The organism is Pseudomonas sp. NPDC089547, assembly GCF_050280665.1.
GTDB lineage: Bacteria > Pseudomonadota > Gammaproteobacteria > Pseudomonadales > Pseudomonadaceae > Aquipseudomonas.
Genome location: NZ_JBNNVS010000048.1, coordinates 25,504 through 41,335 on the forward strand (window position 1 = coordinate 25,504; position 15,832 = coordinate 41,335).

Consider the following 15,832-nt stretch of genomic DNA (forward strand, 5'->3'; position numbering starts at 1 on the left):
CAGCTTCGCATGGCTGTCATTTGTTTGAAACCGATGGGGCATGAAAAAAGGGCCCTGCGAAGGGCCCTTTCTGTTTTGCACTTGCTGGTCTTATTGACCCGGAATGTCTTTGCGCAGTTTCACCGGGTCATGCTCTTTGCCTTCCTTGCGGGCCGCGGCGGTGCGCATGCGGATGTTGATCGCTTCCACCGCCAGCGAGAATGCCATGGCGAAGTAGACGTAGCCTTTCGGTACGTGCACATCGAAAGCTTCGGCGATCAGTACGGTACCGACCACGATCAGGAACGACAGTGCGAGCATCTTCAGCGACGGGTGTTTGTCGATGAAATTGCTGATGGCACCGGCGCACAGCATCATCACCAGCACGGCGACAACGATGGCGGCGATCATCACCGGCACGTGGGAAACCATGCCCACTGCGGTGATCACCGAGTCCAGCGAGAACACGATGTCGATGATGGCGATCTGGATGATGGTATAGAAGAACTTGCCGCCCGCGCCTTTTGGCTCGTCCGGGTTCTCGTCTTCGCCTTCCAGGCCGTGGTAGATCTCTTGCGAGCTTTTCCACAGCAGGAACAGGCCACCGAAGAACAGGATCAGGTCACGCCCGGAGATGCCTTGGCCGAATACCACGAACAGGTCGGCAGTAAGGCGCATGACCCAGGTGATCGACAGCAGCAGCATGATGCGGGTGACCATGGCCAGGGCCAGGCCGAAGATCCGGGTGCGCGGCTGCATGTGCTTGGGCATGCGGCTGACCAGGATCGAGATCATGATGATGTTGTCGATACCGAGGACGATCTCAAGCGCGGTAAGGGTAAAAAAGGCAACCCAGATTTCCGGGCTGGTCAGCCATTCCATGTAATTTCCTTCGAGCGGTAATGGCAACGCGCCCCGGTCAGGGCGCGTCGCGTAGGTGATACGTCTGTATTAAAGACTACTGAACAGCGGGAAAATCCCCATCAGCAGTGCGGCGAGCATTATGCACAGGCATACCAGCACTGCCCACTTGAGCGTGAAGCGCTGATGGTCGCCGAACTCGATACCGGCCAGGGCCACCAGCAGGTAGGTGGAGGGTACCAGCGGGCTGAGCAGGTGTACCGGCTGCCCTACGATCGAGGCACGGGCCATTTCCACCGGCGTGATGCCGTAGTGGCTGGCGGCTTCGGCCAGCACAGGCAGTACGCCGTAGTAGAAGGCATCGTTGGACATGAAGAAGGTGAACGGCATGCTCACGATTGCGGTGATTACCGCCAGGTAAGGGCCCAGCGCTTCCGGGATCACTGCCAGCAGGCTCTTGGACATGGCGTCGACCATGCCGGTGCCCGACAGGATGCCGGTGAAGATGCCGGCGGCGAAGATCAACCCGGTCACGGCCAGCACGCTGCCGGCGTGGGCGGCGATGCGGTCCTTCTGCTGTTGCAGGCATGGGTAGTTGACGATCATGGCGATGCTGAAGGCGATCATGAACAGCACCGGCAGCGGCAGCAGGCCCATGATCAGTGCCACCATCAGCGCCGCAGTGAGCGCGCCGTTGAAGTACAGCAGCTTGGGCCGGCGAGCTTCCGGGTATTGCGAAACGGTGATTTCGCTGTGATCGATGTCGTCCGTCGGCAGGTGCAGTTCGCCCAGGCGGGCACGTTCACGTTTGCCGTACATGTAGGCAATGCCCAGGATCGCCAGCACGCCGAACAGCATGGCCGGGATCATCGGTACGAAGATGTCCGACGGGTCGACGTGCAGGGCACTGGCGGCGCGAGCAGTCGGGCCACCCCATGGGGTCATGTTCATCACCCCGCCGGCCAGGATGATCAGGCCGGCCATGATCCGCGGGCTCATCCCCAGGCGGCTGTACATCGGCAGCATGGCGGCGCAGCAGATCATGTAGGTGGTGGCGCCGTCACCGTCGAGCGAGACCACCAGGGCCAGCACGGCGGTACCGACCGAAACCTTGAGCGGGTCGCCCTTGACCAGCTTGAGGATCTTGCGCACGGCCGGGTCGAACAGGCCGGAGTCGATCATCAGGGCGAAATAGAGAATGGCGAACATCAGCATCACGCCGGTAGGCGCAAGCTTGCTGATGCCTTCGAGCATCATGGGGCCGATCTTGGCGGAGAAACCGCCGAACAGGGCGAACAGGATCGGTACCAGGATCAGCGCGATCAAGGCCGACAGGCGCTTGGTCATGATCAGGTACATGAAGGTGATGACCATGGCAAAGCCGAGGAAGGTCAGCATGGCAATACTCCAGGCGTGGCGCGGCGAAAGGAAAGTCGATTCGGGCGGATCAGCGCGTCAGGCGCTGTGCAGGGAGCATGCGGAGGGGGACTGCAGGAAGGCGGGCACAGGAATACATCAGAATCACCATTGTTGTTGTTGATTGGGCCGGGCGCGGTGTTTACCGGGTGCCCTGGCTGACCGGTCTTGTGCCGGTAGTGGGGGCTATCCTATGAGGGCAAGCTTTCAGCCAGCTTTCGCTGAAGCAAAGGCGACGAGAGGTAGGTGATGCAGGATGTAACCGAAGGAGGTTGCCATTGTGGCGCCCTGCGCTATCGCCTGTCGGGCGATTTGACGGATATCGCCCACTGCCATTGTTCGATCTGTCGACGGGTCAGCGGCGGGTTGGTGGTGACCTGGCTTACCCTGCCCAGTTCAGGCTTCCAGTGGCTTGCGGGTGAGCCGAACTGTTATGTGGCACCGGCCAGTTGCAGCCGGTACTTCTGTGGGCAGTGCGGGGCGCATGTGGCACTGGTGACTACCCATAGCCCGGAAACGGTCGATGTGACGGTGGCGACGCTGGATCACCCGGAGTGGGTGCGGGCCAACCGGCATATCTGGGTGGGCAGCCGGTTGCCTTGGTTGCACCTGGATGAGGATTTGCCTTCGCAGGCAGAGGAACGCCTGTAGGCGTTGTGCTGCCTGTACGGGCCTCTTCGCGGGCGAGCCCGCTCCCACAGGTACGGCGCAGATCTCAAGGGCGGTGTAGATCCTGTGGGAGCGGGCATGCCCGCGAAGAGGCCGGGCCTGCAAACATCACAACTGCAAGCCACCCGCAGCCTTGTGAAGCGCCCGCAGATGCTCGCCGATCTGCTTCACATTGGCCTCAACCGCGGCTATTTCCTTGGCCCGTGACGGCTCCAGCAGCGCCCTCACCTCTTTGTCCAGGCTGGTGCTCAGGCGCAACAGCTGTGCCTGGCGTTCGCTGCTCACCTGCTCAAGGTGCTTGCGCTCTTCGGGTTGCGGCAGCCCGTAGCCCTTGGCATCCAGCAACTCTGCCGGGCGGCTGAGGAAGCCGCTGTTGGCGAGCATCTGCTTGAGGGTTGCGTCCGCTTTGCTGACGCTGCCGTCGTTCAATGCTGCGGCGTTCAGGTAGCGCTGCTTGACCTCGTCCTGGGCCAGCAGCAGTTGCCTGCGCAAGCTGGCCTGCTCGAGCAACAGCAATGCGGCACTGGTGCGCAGGTCGGCCTTGGCGAACCACGGGCGGCGTTGTTCGGCGTCCAGAGCCAGCCAGTCTTCGACCAGGGCCTGCTTGATCGGCAGCTGCTTCCTCAGCACCTCGAACATGGCCTGGTAGCGGTCGCGGTAGGAATCGAAGCGGTAGCCCAGCCGTAAGGCCTCGCGCGGGTCGTCGAGCACGCTGGTGTCGGCCAGCCCCCTGCCCTTGAGCACCGCCAGCAAACCGTTGGGCATGATGCTGTCGAGGTCGTTGAGGCGCGGGTTGGCGGTTCCGCTGCGCAGCAATTTCAACGATTCCACGGCGCAGTTGTTGGACAGGAACCAGTAGTTGCCGTCATAGCTCCAATGCATCTCGGCTGCCTGGCGCACAAGGTCTTCGATTTCGCTGCGGTTGAGCCTTAAAGGCACCGAGGCCAGGCTACGCAGTTCAGTCTTGGTGTATTCGTCGATCACCTGGCTCAGCGGCAGTACGAATAGCCGCGACGGGTAGTTGCCGACCAGGCCGTCCCAGCTGGACAGCTGCACATCGTTGACGAAGGCGCGGTACGACAGCACAAGGCTTTGGTCGAGGTCCAGGCGGCAGTCCGGCCCGCGTGGGCGGCCCGGCTTGCAGATCACCAGGCGCAACATGCTGTGGCCCCAGCGGCTGACCAGGTTCTGGTTGGCTTCGGCCAGCAGGTAGTCCACTTCATAGACCCGCTCAGGGTCGATTTCCCCCAGCGGCTGGCGGGCAAAGTCGCTACCGGCATTGATGAACGGCAGGCCTTTGGCGCAGGTGTCCTGTTGGGGGGCCCAACCGAAGTGCTGGCGCAGGTACTGGTTCAGCGCCGGGCGACGGCAGCCGTAGCTCGGGTCGAGGAGAAAATACTCCATGTTGACCGCGATGTACTCCTTGGGGCTGCTCAGTTCATAACTGTCGGGGCTGCGTACGAACTGGCCATTGTGCTGCTCGCGCTCGCCGCGTCGGCCCACGTACTGCTGCCAGCCGGCCAGGTCGAGCAACCGCGGGTCGTCGCTGAGGGTGAAGCGGCGTTCGGCCTGGCCGCGGCACTCCTCGGGCAGGCCGATCTTGCCCAGCGTGCCTTGCTGGCGTTTGCAGCGGGCAATCAGCGAGTTTTCGGCGGCGGGCCACAAGCGGGCCCGGTCGTAGATATGGGTGAGCTCGTGCAGCACCGTGGCCAACAGTTCTTCGCGCACCGTGCCGTGTGGCCGGCCGGTACGCTCGGCCGCGGCGCTGCCGTCGGTGAGGCCGGGAAGCAGGCGGCGGTTGAGCTCGAGGGTGGACACCAGCGATGCCTGGCCATAGGCATCGGCCGGCATGCTGTCGCTCCAGCTGACCCGCACGCGGCGGTCCAGCTGTTGCTTGAATCGAGGGGGTAGCTTGCTCAGGGCCTCATCCAGCAGGGCCTGGGTAGCTTGGGACTGTTGTGAGTCCAGGCCGGATGCCTGCAGCTGAAGCTGCAGGTCGGCCAATACGGGTGTGCCGGGCAGCGTCAGGGCGCAGCCGAGCAGCCAGGCACGCACGCTTTTCACAGCGCGAGGATGGCTTCGGCCAGTACCTGGTCGCTGGCGCCGCGTGCTTCTGGCACGCGCTCACGCAAGGTGTTGAAGGCCGACTCGAGTTGGGCGCCGCGGATGTCACCGTTGCTGGCGACGAAGCTGGCAGCGTCGTCATGGGCTTCGCGCACCACTTTGGAGTCGCGAATCGAGGTGGTGGTGTCTGAGGTGAAGTCGATCGAGCGGCCAAAGGCACGCACGATGATGTTGCTGGTGGCCACCAGGGTCTGTGCCTGGGCCAGATCGGCCAGCAGCAGCATGCCGAGGGTAGCGGCAATCAGCGGTTTACGCATGGAGCATCTCCGAAAAATACAGGGAGTCAAGTGTAGTTATTGGACGAGAATTGCCTGCGCCAGTTCCAGATCGCCGACGGCGAGCCGTGCACAATTGTGGCGTAATGATTCCAGTGCAGCCTCCAGCCGCACGCCGCGGATCTGGCCGTCGCTGGCCACAAATGCAGCAGCATCGTCGCGGGCCTGGCGGACCAGCTTGCGATCGAAGGGCGCGGTGGTGACCTGACTGGTGGCATAGCCCGAGATGACCAGGCCTTGCGTGGTGGTATCCATGGCATGGGCGCTGGCCATGCCTGCAACGGAAAACAGCAGCGGCAACAGATAACGCATGGGCTCTACAACGGCTGGTAACGTGGGCGGTAAAAGTGGGTGCGGCTGTGCGGGGGGTAACCCGCACAGCTCAATGGCTCAGCCGGGATCAGAGCGCCAGGATGGCCTGGGCCAGCTGTGCGTCGCTGGCCTGCAGGGCCGGCATTTGCGAGCGGATGTGCAGGAAAGCGCTTTCCAGCTTGGCACCGCGGATGTCGCCCTGGCTGCCAACGAAGCTGGCGGCGTCGTCACGGGCGGCCTGCACGATCTTGTCGTCTTTGAACGAAGAGGAGATATCGGAAGTGGCATCGGTGGACGCAGCCACCGCGCCTACCACGGCGTCGGTGGTGACAACAAAGCTGGTGGCGTTTGCGGTGCCGGCCAGGCTCAGCATCAGGGCGGCGCCAATCAGGTATTTACGGGACATGATGGTGGACTCCTGGACTAGGGGCGGGTGGTTTTGTTTATCGGACGCTCGCGCAGTGTGTTTACCAGACTGCTAGGGCAAGCGTATCACGCGCCGGTGTTTGTGGATGTTAATGAACAGTGCGCCAGCAAACTGTGCTGGTGTGTTTTACTGTTTGTGCAAACTGTACATGTTGTGCTTTGAGGGGCTCTAGCATGCGCTCTGGAAACAAAAAACCCGCTGCAGTCGCCTGCAACGGGTTTTGAGAATTCGCGGTGCCAGCCGAAGCCGGCAAGCCGGTGCTTAGCGCCAGAAAGGCTTGCTCAGCTCTTCGTAGCGTTGCGACTCGCTGATGCCCGCGTCGGCCAGCAGGCGCGCGTCCAGGCGAGCCAGTTGACGGCGGCTGGCCATGCGACGCTGCCACAGCAGCAGAGTGGACAATGCGCGCAGTGGCATCGAAGAGTTGGATTGCTGGGCGTTGCTTTCAAAGACCAGACCGGAACTGAGGGTACGTTCCATGATGCTTCATCCTTCCGCTTATGGCGGGATTAGGTAGTGGTTTAACTGATGCCAATGATCCTCCTCTGTTGTCCATAACAGTAGATACAGTTCAGGTGAAAGACGATGGCTCAGTTAACTGTGTAACCCTACTGTTGCACTCGAAAATGGCGCAACTGTACTGGTCTGCACTTATTTAGTGCATTTGTTGGGGTGAGAGCGATCTAGTAGAGCGAAGGCTGGTAAAAATACCAGTACAGTAGAACAGTTTTTGGCGTAAGCCGCGCGTCGACTGTGTTGCACAGTCCTGTAGGAGCGGCCTTGTGTCGCGAAAGGGCCGCAAAGCGGCCCCCGGATTTCATGCTTACAGCTGAAATTGCAGGGGGCTGCTGCGCAGCCCATCGCGACACAAGGCCGCTCCTACAGAAAGCATGGCCGGAACAGCAGAAGCAGGGCTGCTGTTCCCTACTACAGCTGTATCAACTCGCCAGCATACGCCCGGTTTCTTCCAGGTTCTCGTGCCAGCTCAGTGCTTCACGCAGGATGTGCGGAGTGTGGCCGCCACGCTGGCAGGCGCGATCGAAGTAATCGCTCAGCGCAGCGCGGTAATCCGGATGCACACAGTTGTCGATGATCGCCCGCGCGCGCTCGCGCGGTGCCAGGCCACGCAGGTCGGCCAGGCCTTGTTCGGTGACCAGGATGTCCACGTCATGCTCGGTGTGGTCGACATGGCTGACCATCGGCACCACGCTGGAAATCGCACCGCCTTTGGCAATCGACTTGGTGACGAACACGGCCAGGTGGGCGTTGCGGGCAAAGTCACCCGAGCCACCGATGCCGTTCATCATCCTGGTGCCACACACGTGGGTGGAGTTGACGTTGCCGTAGATATCAAACTCCAGCGCGGTGTTGACACCAATGATGCCCAGGCGACGTACCACTTCCGGGTGGTTGGAGATTTCTTGCGGGCGCAGCACCAACTTGTCCTTGTAGCGCTCCAGGTTGCCGAACACGTCGGCGTTACGGCGGCTGGACAAAGTGATCGAGCTGCCCGAAGCGAAGCTGAGCTTGCCGGCGTCGATCAGGTCGAAGGTGGAATCCTGCAGTACTTCGGAGTACATGGTCAGGTCTTCGAACGGCGACTCGATCAGGCCGCACATCACCGCGTTGGCAATGCTGCCGATACCCGCCTGCAGTGGGCCGAGCTTGTTGGTCATGCGGCCAGCTTCGACTTCTTTCTTGAGGAAGTTGATCAGGTGGTCGGCAATGCCCTGGGTTTCGTCATCCGGCGGCAGTACGGTGGACGGCGAGTCTGGCTGGTCGCTGATGACGATGCCGACGATCTTGGCCGGGTCGATCGGGATGGCGGTACTGCCGATACGGTCGTCGACCTTGACCAGCGGGATTGGCGTGCGGGTCGGGCGGTAGGTCGGGATATAGATGTCGTGCAGGCCTTCGAGGTTGGGGTTGTGCGAGAGGTTGATCTCGACAATCACCTGCTTGGCGAAGATCGCGAAGCTGGCCGAGTTGCCCACCGAAGTGGTTGGCACGATGTGGCCTTGCTCGGTGATGGCCACCGCTTCGATGACGGCGATGTCCGGCAGCTTGAGCTGCTGGTTGCGCAGTTGTTCGACGGTTTCCGACAGGTGTTGGTCGATGAACATCACTTGGCCGTCGTTGATGGCCTTGCGCAGGGTGCTGTCGACCTGGAACGGCATGCGGCGGGCCAGCACGCCGGCCTCGGTCAGTTGCTTGTCCAGGTCGTTGCCCAGGCTGGCGCCGGTCATCAGGCTGATTTTCAGTGGCGACTGCTTGGCACGTTCGGCCAGTGCATGCGGTACGGCCTTGGCTTCGCCGGCGCGGGTGAAACCGCTCATGCCGACAGTCATGCCGTCCTCGATCAGACCAGCGGCATCAGCCGCACTCATTACCTTGCTGTGCAGGGAGGACAAGCGGATACGATCACGGTACATGGATTGTTATCTCGGGCTACTGAAACTACTGCAGCGCAGTCTAGAGATTTCGCCCAGTGCCGTCCCACGACCATGGTCGTATGAGAAGCGATGCAGTAGAGCCGTTGATCTGGATCATTGAAAAGCGAAAGCCCCGGGAGAGATCTCGCCGGGGCCTTCTATATAACGCACGGTTTTTAGCGAAAAGCCTTACTCGACCGCTTTGACCATATCTTCGATGACCTTCTTCGCGTCACCGAACACCATCATGGTCTTGTCCAGGTAGAACAGTTCGTTGTCCAGGCCGGCATAGCCGCTGGCCATGGAGCGCTTGTTGACGATGATGGTCTTGGCCTTGAACGCTTCGAGGATCGGCATGCCGGCAATCGGAGACTTGGGATCGTTCTTCGCCGCCGGGTTGACCACGTCGTTTGCGCCCAGTACCAGCACCACGTCGGCCTGACCGAACTCGGCGTTGATGTCCTCCATCTCGAACACCTGGTCGTAAGGCACCTCGGCTTCGGCCAGCAACACGTTCATGTGCCCGGGCATGCGCCCCGCCACCGGGTGGATCGCGTACTTCACGGTCACGCCGTTGTGGGTCAGCTTCTCGGTCAGTTCCTTCAGCGCGTGCTGGGCACGAGCTACTGCCAGGCCGTAACCCGGCACGATGATCACGCTGTCGGCATTGCTCAGCAGGAAGGTGGCATCGTCGGCCGAGCCGGACTTCACCGGGCGCTGCTCTTTGGAGCCTTGCGCGGCGCCGGCATCGGTGTCACCGCCGAAGCCGCCGAGGATGACGTTGAAGAACGAACGGTTCATCGCCTTGCACATGATGTACGAGAGGATGGCACCGGACGAGCCGACCAGCGAACCTGCGATGATCAGCATCGAGTTGTTCAGCGAGAAACCGATGCCGGCAGCCGCCCAGCCCGAATAGCTGTTGAGCATCGACACCACCACGGGCATGTCGGCGCCACCGATCGGAATAATGATCAGCACGCCCATGATGAAGGCCAGAACCAGCATCAGGGTGAATGCACTGTAGTGGCCGGTGAAGGTGAACAGCAGGCCCAGGGCAATGGTGGTAAGGCCAAGGATCAGGTTCAGCTTGTGCTGGCCGGCGAACTGTACCGGTGCACCCTGGAACAGGCGGAACTTGTATTTGCCCGACAGCTTGCCGAAGGCGATGACCGAACCAGAGAAGGTAATGGCACCGATGGCGGCACCGAGGAACAGTTCCAGGCGGTTGCCGGTAGGGATCGGGTCGCTGATGGCAGCCACGATGCCCATGGACTGCGGCTCCAGCACGGCGGCGATGGCGATGAACACGGCAGCCAGGCCGATCATGCTGTGCATGAAGGCGACCAGCTCTGGCATCTTGGTCATCTCTACGCGCTTGGCCATGATCGAGCCGGCGGTACCGCCGACCAGCAGGCCGACGATCACGTAGCCGATGCCGGCAGTCGCCCCGCCGTTGCCAACAGAGAGCGCGGCGAGCTTATAGATGAGGCCCACCGTCGTGAGGATGGCGATCCCCATGCCGATCATGCCGAACAGGTTGCCGCGCCGCGAGGTAGTCGGGTGCGACAGGCCCTTGAGTGCCTGGATGAAGCAGATCGAAGCGACCAGGTACAGAAGTGTTACCAGATTCATGCTCATGCTTACTTCTGCCCCTCGTTCTTGGCTTTCTTCTTGAACATCTCAAGCATGCGACGGGTGACCAGGAAGCCACCAAACACATTGACCGCAGCCAGGGCCACGGCGAGCGTGCCCATCAGTTTGCCGGCCGGGGTCACGGTAAGTGCGGCGGCCAGCATGGCGCCGACGATTACGATGGCAGAGATGGCGTTGGTCACGGCCATCAGTGGCGTGTGCAGCGCCGGAGTGACGTTCCACACCACGTGGTAGCCCACATAGATGGCCAGCACGAAGATGATCAGGTTGTAGATGCCGTGGGAAATCAGCATGTCTTCCATTGTCGTGCTCCTTAGCCGTTCTTGCGGACGACTTGACCATCACGGCACATGAGGCAGGCCGCGACGATATCGTCTTCGAGGTTGATGACCAGTGTGCCGTCCTTGTCGAACAGCAGCTTCATGAAGTCCAGCAGGTTGCGTGCGTACAGCGCCGAGGCATCGGCACCCACCTGCGCCGGCAGGTTGGTCGGGCCGACGATGGTCACGCCGTTCTCCTGCACCACCTGGTCAGCAACAGTCAGCGGGCAGTTGCCCCCCTGGGCCGCGGCAAGGTCGATGACCACCGAACCGGGCTTCATCTGCGCAACGGTTTCGGCGCTGAGCAAGGTCGGTGCCTTGCGGCCGGGAATCAGTGCGGTGGTGATGACGATATCCGCCTGCTTGGCGCGCTCATGCACGGCCTGGGCCTGGCGCTGCATCCAGCTGGCGGGCATCGGCCGGGCATAACCGCCGACGCCTTCGGCGCACTCGCGTTCTTCATCGGTCTCGTAGGGCACGTCGATGAACTTGGCGCCCAGCGATTCGATCTGCTCTTTCACGGCAGGGCGCACGTCGGACGCTTCGATCACCGCACCCAGGCGTTTGGCCGTGGCGATGGCCTGCAGGCCGGCAACGCCTGCCCCCAGGATCAGCACCCGCGCAGCCTTTACGGTACCGGCGGCGGTCATCAGCATTGGCATGAAGCGTGGGTAGTGATGGGCAGCCAGCAACACGGCCTTGTAACCGGCGATGTTGGCCTGCGACGACAACACGTCCAGGCTTTGCGCCCGCGACGTACGCGGTGCGGCTTCCAGGGCGAAGGCGGTTATGCCGCGCTCGGCCATCTTGCCGATCAGTTCGCCGTTGAAGGGGTTGAGCATGCCCACCAGGAGGCTGCCACTGTTGATCAGGGCCAGTTCCTGGTCGTTGGGGGCGACCACTTTGAGCACCAACTGGGCGCCGTAGGCATCGGCTGCGTTCCCGAGGGAAGCGCCCACGGCCTCATAGGCACTGTCCGGAATGCTGGCGTTGAGCCCTGCCCCCCGTTGGACGGTGACCTGATGGCCCTGGCCAATCAGTTTCTTGATGGTTTCCGGGGTCGCAGCGACCCTTGTCTCACCGGTCTGCGTCTCGAGAGGAACACCAATGTGCACGACTTATTCTCCTGCGGTGACCTTTTGTCTTTGTCAGAGCCAGCACACTTCGGGTGGTGTGCTGGGGCGGCAGTGGAGCGCCAACCCGCCGTATCCCAGGCGGGCGAAGCATTTTGCAGACGAACCCAGGGGCCTTCAACCGCTTCTGGAGCGAAACGAAGTTAAAACTACAAGTCACCCTGTGACCGCTTGTCGCAGCAATAAGGCTCTAGCCCGTCAAACATGGGCTATTGGCAGATTAGGAGAAAAAATCAAAAATTTTTCGGTCAATTCGCTCAGGGCACGATGAATGTCGCAAAACAACCCGCAAAGCCGCGTGGTTAGCAGGGTTAAAGGGTATTTTTCGGCTTACATAACAGTTTATGCAAATGCGACAAATACATATATCTGTAGGCGTTTAAAATAATTAACTACAGAGTCAATTTGTCGCGCTTTCTCATGTTGTTGCGGTGTAGGCCTGGGCCTGGCTTACCAGCCAGTCGCGGAAGGCGCGCAGCGAGGCCGACTCTACCTTGCGCTCCGGAATCATCAGATAGTAGGCCTTGTCGCTACTGAGGGCGTGTCTGTTAGCGACCACCAACCTACCCTCCTCCAACTCGCGCTGGATCAGGAACGGTGGAATCAGCGCGATCCCCATTTCATGCATGGCTGCCTGGGCGAGCATCGAGAATAGTTCATAACGCGGGCCTGTCATGTCGCGTTCCACATTCATCCCCAGGCTGCCGAACCATTGCCGCCAGGCATAAGGGCGCGTGCTTTGCTGAAGGAGTGGCAGTTGGGCGATGCGGCGTGCCTCAAGAATGCCCTGCCCGGCCAGCAGCGCCGGGCTGCACACGGGGAGCGGGTTTTCCCCCATCAGCCGGTGCGACTGGGTGCCGGACCAGTCGGCGTCCCCGAAATAGATAGCGGCATCGAAGGCGGTGTCGGCAAACAGGAATGGCCGTGTGCGGTTGGTAAGGTTGACCGTGACCTCCGGGTGGCTTTGCTGGAAGTCCTTGAGGCGCGGTAGCAGCCATTGGGTGCCGAAGGTCGGCACTACCGCCAGCTCGATCACGCTGGCGCCCTGCTGGCCCATTACCGACAGGGTATCGCGCTCCACGGCGTCCAGTTGGGCGGCAACCTGGCGGCTATAGGAAAGGCCGGCTTCGGTCAGCTTCACCCCGCGGCGCGAGCGGCGGAACAGTTCCACATTGAGAAAAGCCTCCAGGCCGCCAATTTGTCGACAAACGGCGCCTTGGGTCAGGGCAAGCTCTTGGGCGGCCTTGGTAAAGCTCTCATTGCGTGCTGCTGCCTCGAAGCAAACCAGGGCGGTGGTGCTGGGAATCTTGCGACGCATGTACGTCAACCTCACTCGTAAGGCTGTCAATATGGCGTTTTGCCGATTTACGAAGTGACAAATTATCACTAATTGGTGCGCAATCCTCGTTTGTCCCGGCAGCCGATCAGGCCTAGGCTCAAAGGCACAAGAAACTACCCCCTATTTCGAGGATTCTGCTCATGGCCGGTAAAGCAAGCTTCAACTGGATCGACCCGCTGCTGCTGGACCAGCAGCTCACTGAAGAAGAGCGCATGGTGCGTGACAGCGCTTATCAGTTCGCCCAGGACAAGCTCGCCCCGCGTGTGCTCGAAGCCTTCCGCCACGAGCAGACCGACCCGGCGATCTTCCGCGAAATGGGCGAGGTCGGCCTGCTGGGTGCAACCATCCCCGAGCAGTATGGTGGCAGTGGCCTTAACTACGTGTGCTACGGCCTGATCGCCCGCGAGGTGGAGCGTATCGACTCGGGGTACCGTTCGATGATGAGCGTGCAGTCGTCGCTGGTGATGGTCCCGATCAACGAATTCGGTACCGAAGCACAGAAGCAGAAGTACCTGCCCAAGCTGGCCAGTGGCGAGTGGATCGGTTGCTTCGGCCTTACCGAGCCTAACCATGGCTCCGACCCGGGATCGATGATTACCCGTGCCAGGAAGGTTGACGGCGGTTATCGCCTGACCGGCAGCAAGATGTGGATCACCAATAGCCCGATCGCTGATGTGTTCGTGGTCTGGGGCAAGGACGACGCGGGTGATATCCGTGGCTTTGTCCTGGAAAAGGGCTGGCAGGGCCTGAGTGCCCCGGCGATTCATGGCAAGGTTGGCCTGCGCGCCTCCATTACCGGTGAAATCGTCATGGACAATGTGTTCGTGCCAGAGGAGAACATCTTCCCGGATGTGCGCGGCCTCAAAGGCCCGTTCACCTGCCTCAACTCAGCCCGTTATGGCATCTCGTGGGGGGCGCTGGGCGCTGCCGAAGCCTGCTGGCACACAGCGCGTCAGTACACCCTGGACCGTCAGCAGTTCGGCCGCCCGCTGGCTGCCAACCAGCTGATCCAGAAGAAGCTGGCCGACATGCAGACCGAAATCACCCTGGCACTGCAAGGCTGTCTGCGCCTGGGGCGTATGAAGGATGAAGGTTCTGCAGCAGTGGAAATTACCTCGATCATGAAGCGCAACTCCTGCGGCAAGGCGCTGGATATTGCCCGCATGGCCCGCGACATGCTGGGGGGCAACGGCATCTCCGATGAGTTCGGTGTGGCCCGTCACCTGGTCAACCTGGAGGTGGTGAACACCTATGAAGGCACCCACGACGTGCATGCACTGATCCTTGGGCGTGCGCAAACCGGTATCCAGGCCTTCTATTAATAAGGAGCCAGCCCATGGGCGCGCTATCACATCTGCGGGTGCTGGACCTTTCGCGCGTGTTGGCCGGCCCATGGGCTGGTCAGATTCTCGCTGACCTGGGCGCTGACGTGATCAAGGTCGAGCGCCCTGGCAGTGGTGACGATACCCGTGCGTGGGGGCCGCCCTTCCTCAAGGACGCCGCAGGAGAGAACACCAGCGAGGCGGCTTACTACCTGTCGGCCAACCGTAACAAGCGCTCGGTGACCATCGACTTCACCCAGCCTGAAGGGCAACGCCTGGTGCGCGAGCTGGCGGCGAAGTCCGATATCGTCATCGAGAACTTCAAGGTGGGTGGGCTGGCGGCCTACGGCCTGGACTACCAGAGCCTCAAGGTAATCAACCCCAAGCTTATATACTGCTCCATCACCGGTTTTGGCCAGACCGGGCCGTATGCCAAGCGTGCAGGTTATGACTTCATGATTCAGGGGCTGGGTGGGCTGATGAGCCTTACCGGCCGCCCGGAGGGTGAGGAGGGTGCAGGTCCGGTCAAAGTGGGCGTGGCACTTACCGACATTCTCACCGGGCTGTACTCCACGGTGGCCATGCTTGCTGCTCTGGCCCATCGGGAGCAGACCGGAGTGGGGCAGCATGTCGACATGGCGCTGCTTGATGTGCAGGTGGCCTGCCTGGCGAACCAGGCCATGAACTACCTGACTACAGGTAACCCGCCTCGCCGTCTGGGCAATGCACATCCTAATATCGTGCCTTATCAGGATTTTCCGACCGCGGATGGCGATTTCATTCTTACAGTGGGCAACGATGGCCAGTTCCGCAAATTCGCAGAGGTGGCCGGGCAACCGCAATGGGCGGACGACCCACGCTTCGTTACTAATAAGCAGCGGGTGGCCAACCGGGCTGAGCTGATCCCGCTGATTCGCCAGGCCACGGTATTCAAGACAACCGCCGAATGGGTTGGCCAGCTTGAGGCTGCCGGCGTGCCGTGCGGGCCTATCAATGATCTGGCGCAGATGTTCCAGGATCCTCAGGTGCTGGCACGTGGGCTGGCGGTGAGTATTGCGCACCCGTTGGCAGGCAACGTGCCGCAGGTGGCCAGCCCTATAAGGTTGTCGGAGACGCCAGTGGAGTATCGGCGGGCGCCGCCTCTGCTGGGTGAGCATACCGAGGTGGTGCTCGAGGAGGTATTGGGGCTGGAAGCGGGTGAGGTGCAGCGCTTGCGCGATGCAGGCGTGCTCTAGAAGCGCGTGGTGCTATCGAGAAGCGGGGCGGCCGTCAGGCCGCCCCGCTTTGCTTTTCAGCGATATTACAGTTTCTTGAAATTAAGGGTTGACGCGCTTTCGAATCCCCTTATAATGCGCCCCACTTCCAGCGACAACGGAACGAAAAACTCCTTGAAATTCAATGAGTTAGACGATTCGGAAGGCGCTGAAAGGGCTACGATCGAATGATCGCAAGCGGTTAAGATGGTGGTTGACAGCGCTTTTAAACGCTGTATGATTCGCCTCCCGCTACGAGAGATCGCAGCGAGCCAAGTGTTTGAAGCTAAACGAGTTTCTCGCAAAAAACTTCAAAA

15 protein-coding genes are annotated in these 15,832 nt (G+C 61.1%); 3 read left to right on the forward strand and 12 right to left on the reverse strand.

All coding sequences use genetic code 11. The annotated features are described in order from the left end of the window. Window positions 1–90 precede the first annotated feature (90 nt). Together ACQKPZ_RS23745 and ACQKPZ_RS23750 are read right to left on the reverse strand one after the other, a co-directional pair. Window positions 91–861, reverse strand: coding sequence for a TerC family protein (locus ACQKPZ_RS23745; protein ID WP_391132017.1), 771 nt, complete (start codon window positions 859–861; stop codon window positions 91–93). A gap of 69 nt (window positions 862–930) precedes the next feature. Then, on the reverse strand, window positions 931–2,238 hold the full coding sequence (locus ACQKPZ_RS23750) for a CitMHS family transporter (RefSeq protein WP_391132019.1): 1,308 nt from the start codon (window positions 2,236–2,238) through the stop codon (window positions 931–933). Window positions 2,239–2,505: 267 nt separating this feature from the next. Here ACQKPZ_RS23750 and ACQKPZ_RS23755 point away from each other — a divergent pair, with 267 nt between their 5' ends. Further along, window positions 2,506–2,907: a GFA family protein gene (locus ACQKPZ_RS23755; RefSeq protein ID WP_427542879.1), complete on the forward strand. Its 402-nt coding sequence runs from the start codon at window positions 2,506–2,508 to the stop codon at window positions 2,905–2,907. 126 nt (window positions 2,908–3,033) lie between these two features. On the opposite strand, the gene ACQKPZ_RS23760 is transcribed toward ACQKPZ_RS23755, so the two are convergent. From ACQKPZ_RS23760 to ACQKPZ_RS23805, 10 genes are all read right to left on the reverse strand, one after another. Continuing rightward, on the reverse strand, window positions 3,034–4,989 hold the full coding sequence (locus tag ACQKPZ_RS23760; RefSeq protein ID WP_427542882.1) for a DUF4105 domain-containing protein: 1,956 nt from the start codon (window positions 4,987–4,989) through the stop codon (window positions 3,034–3,036). Next, the gene (locus ACQKPZ_RS23765; RefSeq protein WP_110742426.1) at window positions 4,986–5,306 is read right to left on the reverse strand and encodes a DUF2388 domain-containing protein; all 321 of its coding nucleotides are present in this window, start codon (window positions 5,304–5,306) and stop codon (window positions 4,986–4,988) included. The genes ACQKPZ_RS23760 and ACQKPZ_RS23765 overlap by 4 nt, the downstream gene beginning before the upstream one ends. Window positions 5,307–5,342: 36 nt before the next feature. Next, window positions 5,343–5,636, reverse strand: coding sequence for a DUF2388 domain-containing protein (locus ACQKPZ_RS23770; RefSeq protein ID WP_427542885.1), 294 nt, complete (start codon window positions 5,634–5,636; stop codon window positions 5,343–5,345). A gap of 88 nt (window positions 5,637–5,724) precedes the next feature. Beyond that, a complete protein-coding gene (locus ACQKPZ_RS23775; RefSeq protein WP_284357124.1) occupies window positions 5,725–6,042 on the reverse strand; it encodes a DUF2388 domain-containing protein in 318 nt (105 codons plus the stop codon). 282 nt (window positions 6,043–6,324) lie between these two features. Continuing rightward, entirely contained in the window at window positions 6,325–6,540 is a 216-nt protein-coding gene (locus ACQKPZ_RS23780; protein ID WP_300027397.1) for a DUF1127 domain-containing protein, read from the reverse strand. A 458-nt stretch (window positions 6,541–6,998) separates the two neighbouring features. Further along, the gene (locus tag ACQKPZ_RS23785) at window positions 6,999–8,492 is read right to left on the reverse strand and encodes an acetyl-CoA hydrolase/transferase family protein (RefSeq protein WP_427542888.1); all 1,494 of its coding nucleotides are present in this window, start codon (window positions 8,490–8,492) and stop codon (window positions 6,999–7,001) included. 189 nt (window positions 8,493–8,681) lie between these two features. After that, window positions 8,682–10,133 carry an NAD(P)(+) transhydrogenase (Re/Si-specific) subunit beta gene (locus ACQKPZ_RS23790; RefSeq protein WP_427542891.1) on the reverse strand — a complete coding sequence of 484 codons (1,452 nt, stop codon included), beginning with the start codon at window positions 10,131–10,133 and terminating at the stop codon, window positions 8,682–8,684. A gap of 2 nt (window positions 10,134–10,135) precedes the next feature. Next, window positions 10,136–10,450, reverse strand: coding sequence for an NAD(P) transhydrogenase subunit alpha (locus ACQKPZ_RS23795; protein ID WP_016484308.1), 315 nt, complete (start codon window positions 10,448–10,450; stop codon window positions 10,136–10,138). A gap of 11 nt (window positions 10,451–10,461) precedes the next feature. After that, window positions 10,462–11,583, reverse strand: a complete 1,122-nt coding sequence (locus tag ACQKPZ_RS23800) for a Re/Si-specific NAD(P)(+) transhydrogenase subunit alpha (protein ID WP_427542894.1) — start codon at window positions 11,581–11,583, stop codon at window positions 10,462–10,464. Between the two features lie 436 nt (window positions 11,584–12,019). Continuing rightward, window positions 12,020–12,919, reverse strand: coding sequence for a LysR family transcriptional regulator (locus tag ACQKPZ_RS23805; RefSeq protein ID WP_427542897.1), 900 nt, complete (start codon window positions 12,917–12,919; stop codon window positions 12,020–12,022). Between the two features lie 161 nt (window positions 12,920–13,080). On the opposite strand from ACQKPZ_RS23805, the gene ACQKPZ_RS23810 reads away from it, so the two are divergent. Then, on the forward strand, window positions 13,081–14,262 hold the full coding sequence (locus ACQKPZ_RS23810) for an acyl-CoA dehydrogenase (RefSeq protein ID WP_427542900.1): 1,182 nt from the start codon (window positions 13,081–13,083) through the stop codon (window positions 14,260–14,262). 14 nt (window positions 14,263–14,276) lie between these two features. Next, complete coding sequence (locus tag ACQKPZ_RS23815) at window positions 14,277–15,497, forward strand: CaiB/BaiF CoA transferase family protein (protein ID WP_427542903.1); 1,221 nt, start codon at window positions 14,277–14,279, stop codon at window positions 15,495–15,497. Window positions 15,498–15,832 lie beyond the last annotated feature (335 nt).

Bases quoted from the DNA above. Each gene is read 5' to 3' on its own strand.
- ACQKPZ_RS23755 (WP_427542879.1), top strand. From the start codon at position 2,506: ATGCAGGATGTAACCGAAGGAGGTTGCCATTGTGGCGCCCTGCGCTAT.
- ACQKPZ_RS23765 (WP_110742426.1), bottom strand. From the start codon at position 5,306: ATGCGTAAACCGCTGATTGCCGCTACCCTCGGCATGCTGCTGCTGGCC.
- ACQKPZ_RS23810 (WP_427542900.1), top strand. From the start codon at position 13,081: ATGGCCGGTAAAGCAAGCTTCAACTGGATCGACCCGCTGCTGCTGGAC.
- ACQKPZ_RS23815 (WP_427542903.1), top strand. From the start codon at position 14,277: ATGGGCGCGCTATCACATCTGCGGGTGCTGGACCTTTCGCGCGTGTTG.
- ACQKPZ_RS23750 (WP_391132019.1), bottom strand. From the start codon at position 2,238: ATGCTGACCTTCCTCGGCTTTGCCATGGTCATCACCTTCATGTACCTG.
- ACQKPZ_RS23785 (WP_427542888.1), bottom strand. From the start codon at position 8,492: ATGTACCGTGATCGTATCCGCTTGTCCTCCCTGCACAGCAAGGTAATG.
- ACQKPZ_RS23790 (WP_427542891.1), bottom strand. From the start codon at position 10,133: ATGAGCATGAATCTGGTAACACTTCTGTACCTGGTCGCTTCGATCTGC.
- ACQKPZ_RS23745 (WP_391132017.1), bottom strand. From the start codon at position 861: ATGGAATGGCTGACCAGCCCGGAAATCTGGGTTGCCTTTTTTACCCTT.
- ACQKPZ_RS23775 (WP_284357124.1), bottom strand. From the start codon at position 6,042: ATGTCCCGTAAATACCTGATTGGCGCCGCCCTGATGCTGAGCCTGGCC.
- ACQKPZ_RS23780 (WP_300027397.1), bottom strand. From the start codon at position 6,540: ATGGAACGTACCCTCAGTTCCGGTCTGGTCTTTGAAAGCAACGCCCAG.
- ACQKPZ_RS23805 (WP_427542897.1), bottom strand. From the start codon at position 12,919: ATGCGTCGCAAGATTCCCAGCACCACCGCCCTGGTTTGCTTCGAGGCA.
- ACQKPZ_RS23770 (WP_427542885.1), bottom strand. From the start codon at position 5,636: ATGCGTTATCTGTTGCCGCTGCTGTTTTCCGTTGCAGGCATGGCCAGC.
- ACQKPZ_RS23795 (WP_016484308.1), bottom strand. From the start codon at position 10,450: ATGGAAGACATGCTGATTTCCCACGGCATCTACAACCTGATCATCTTC.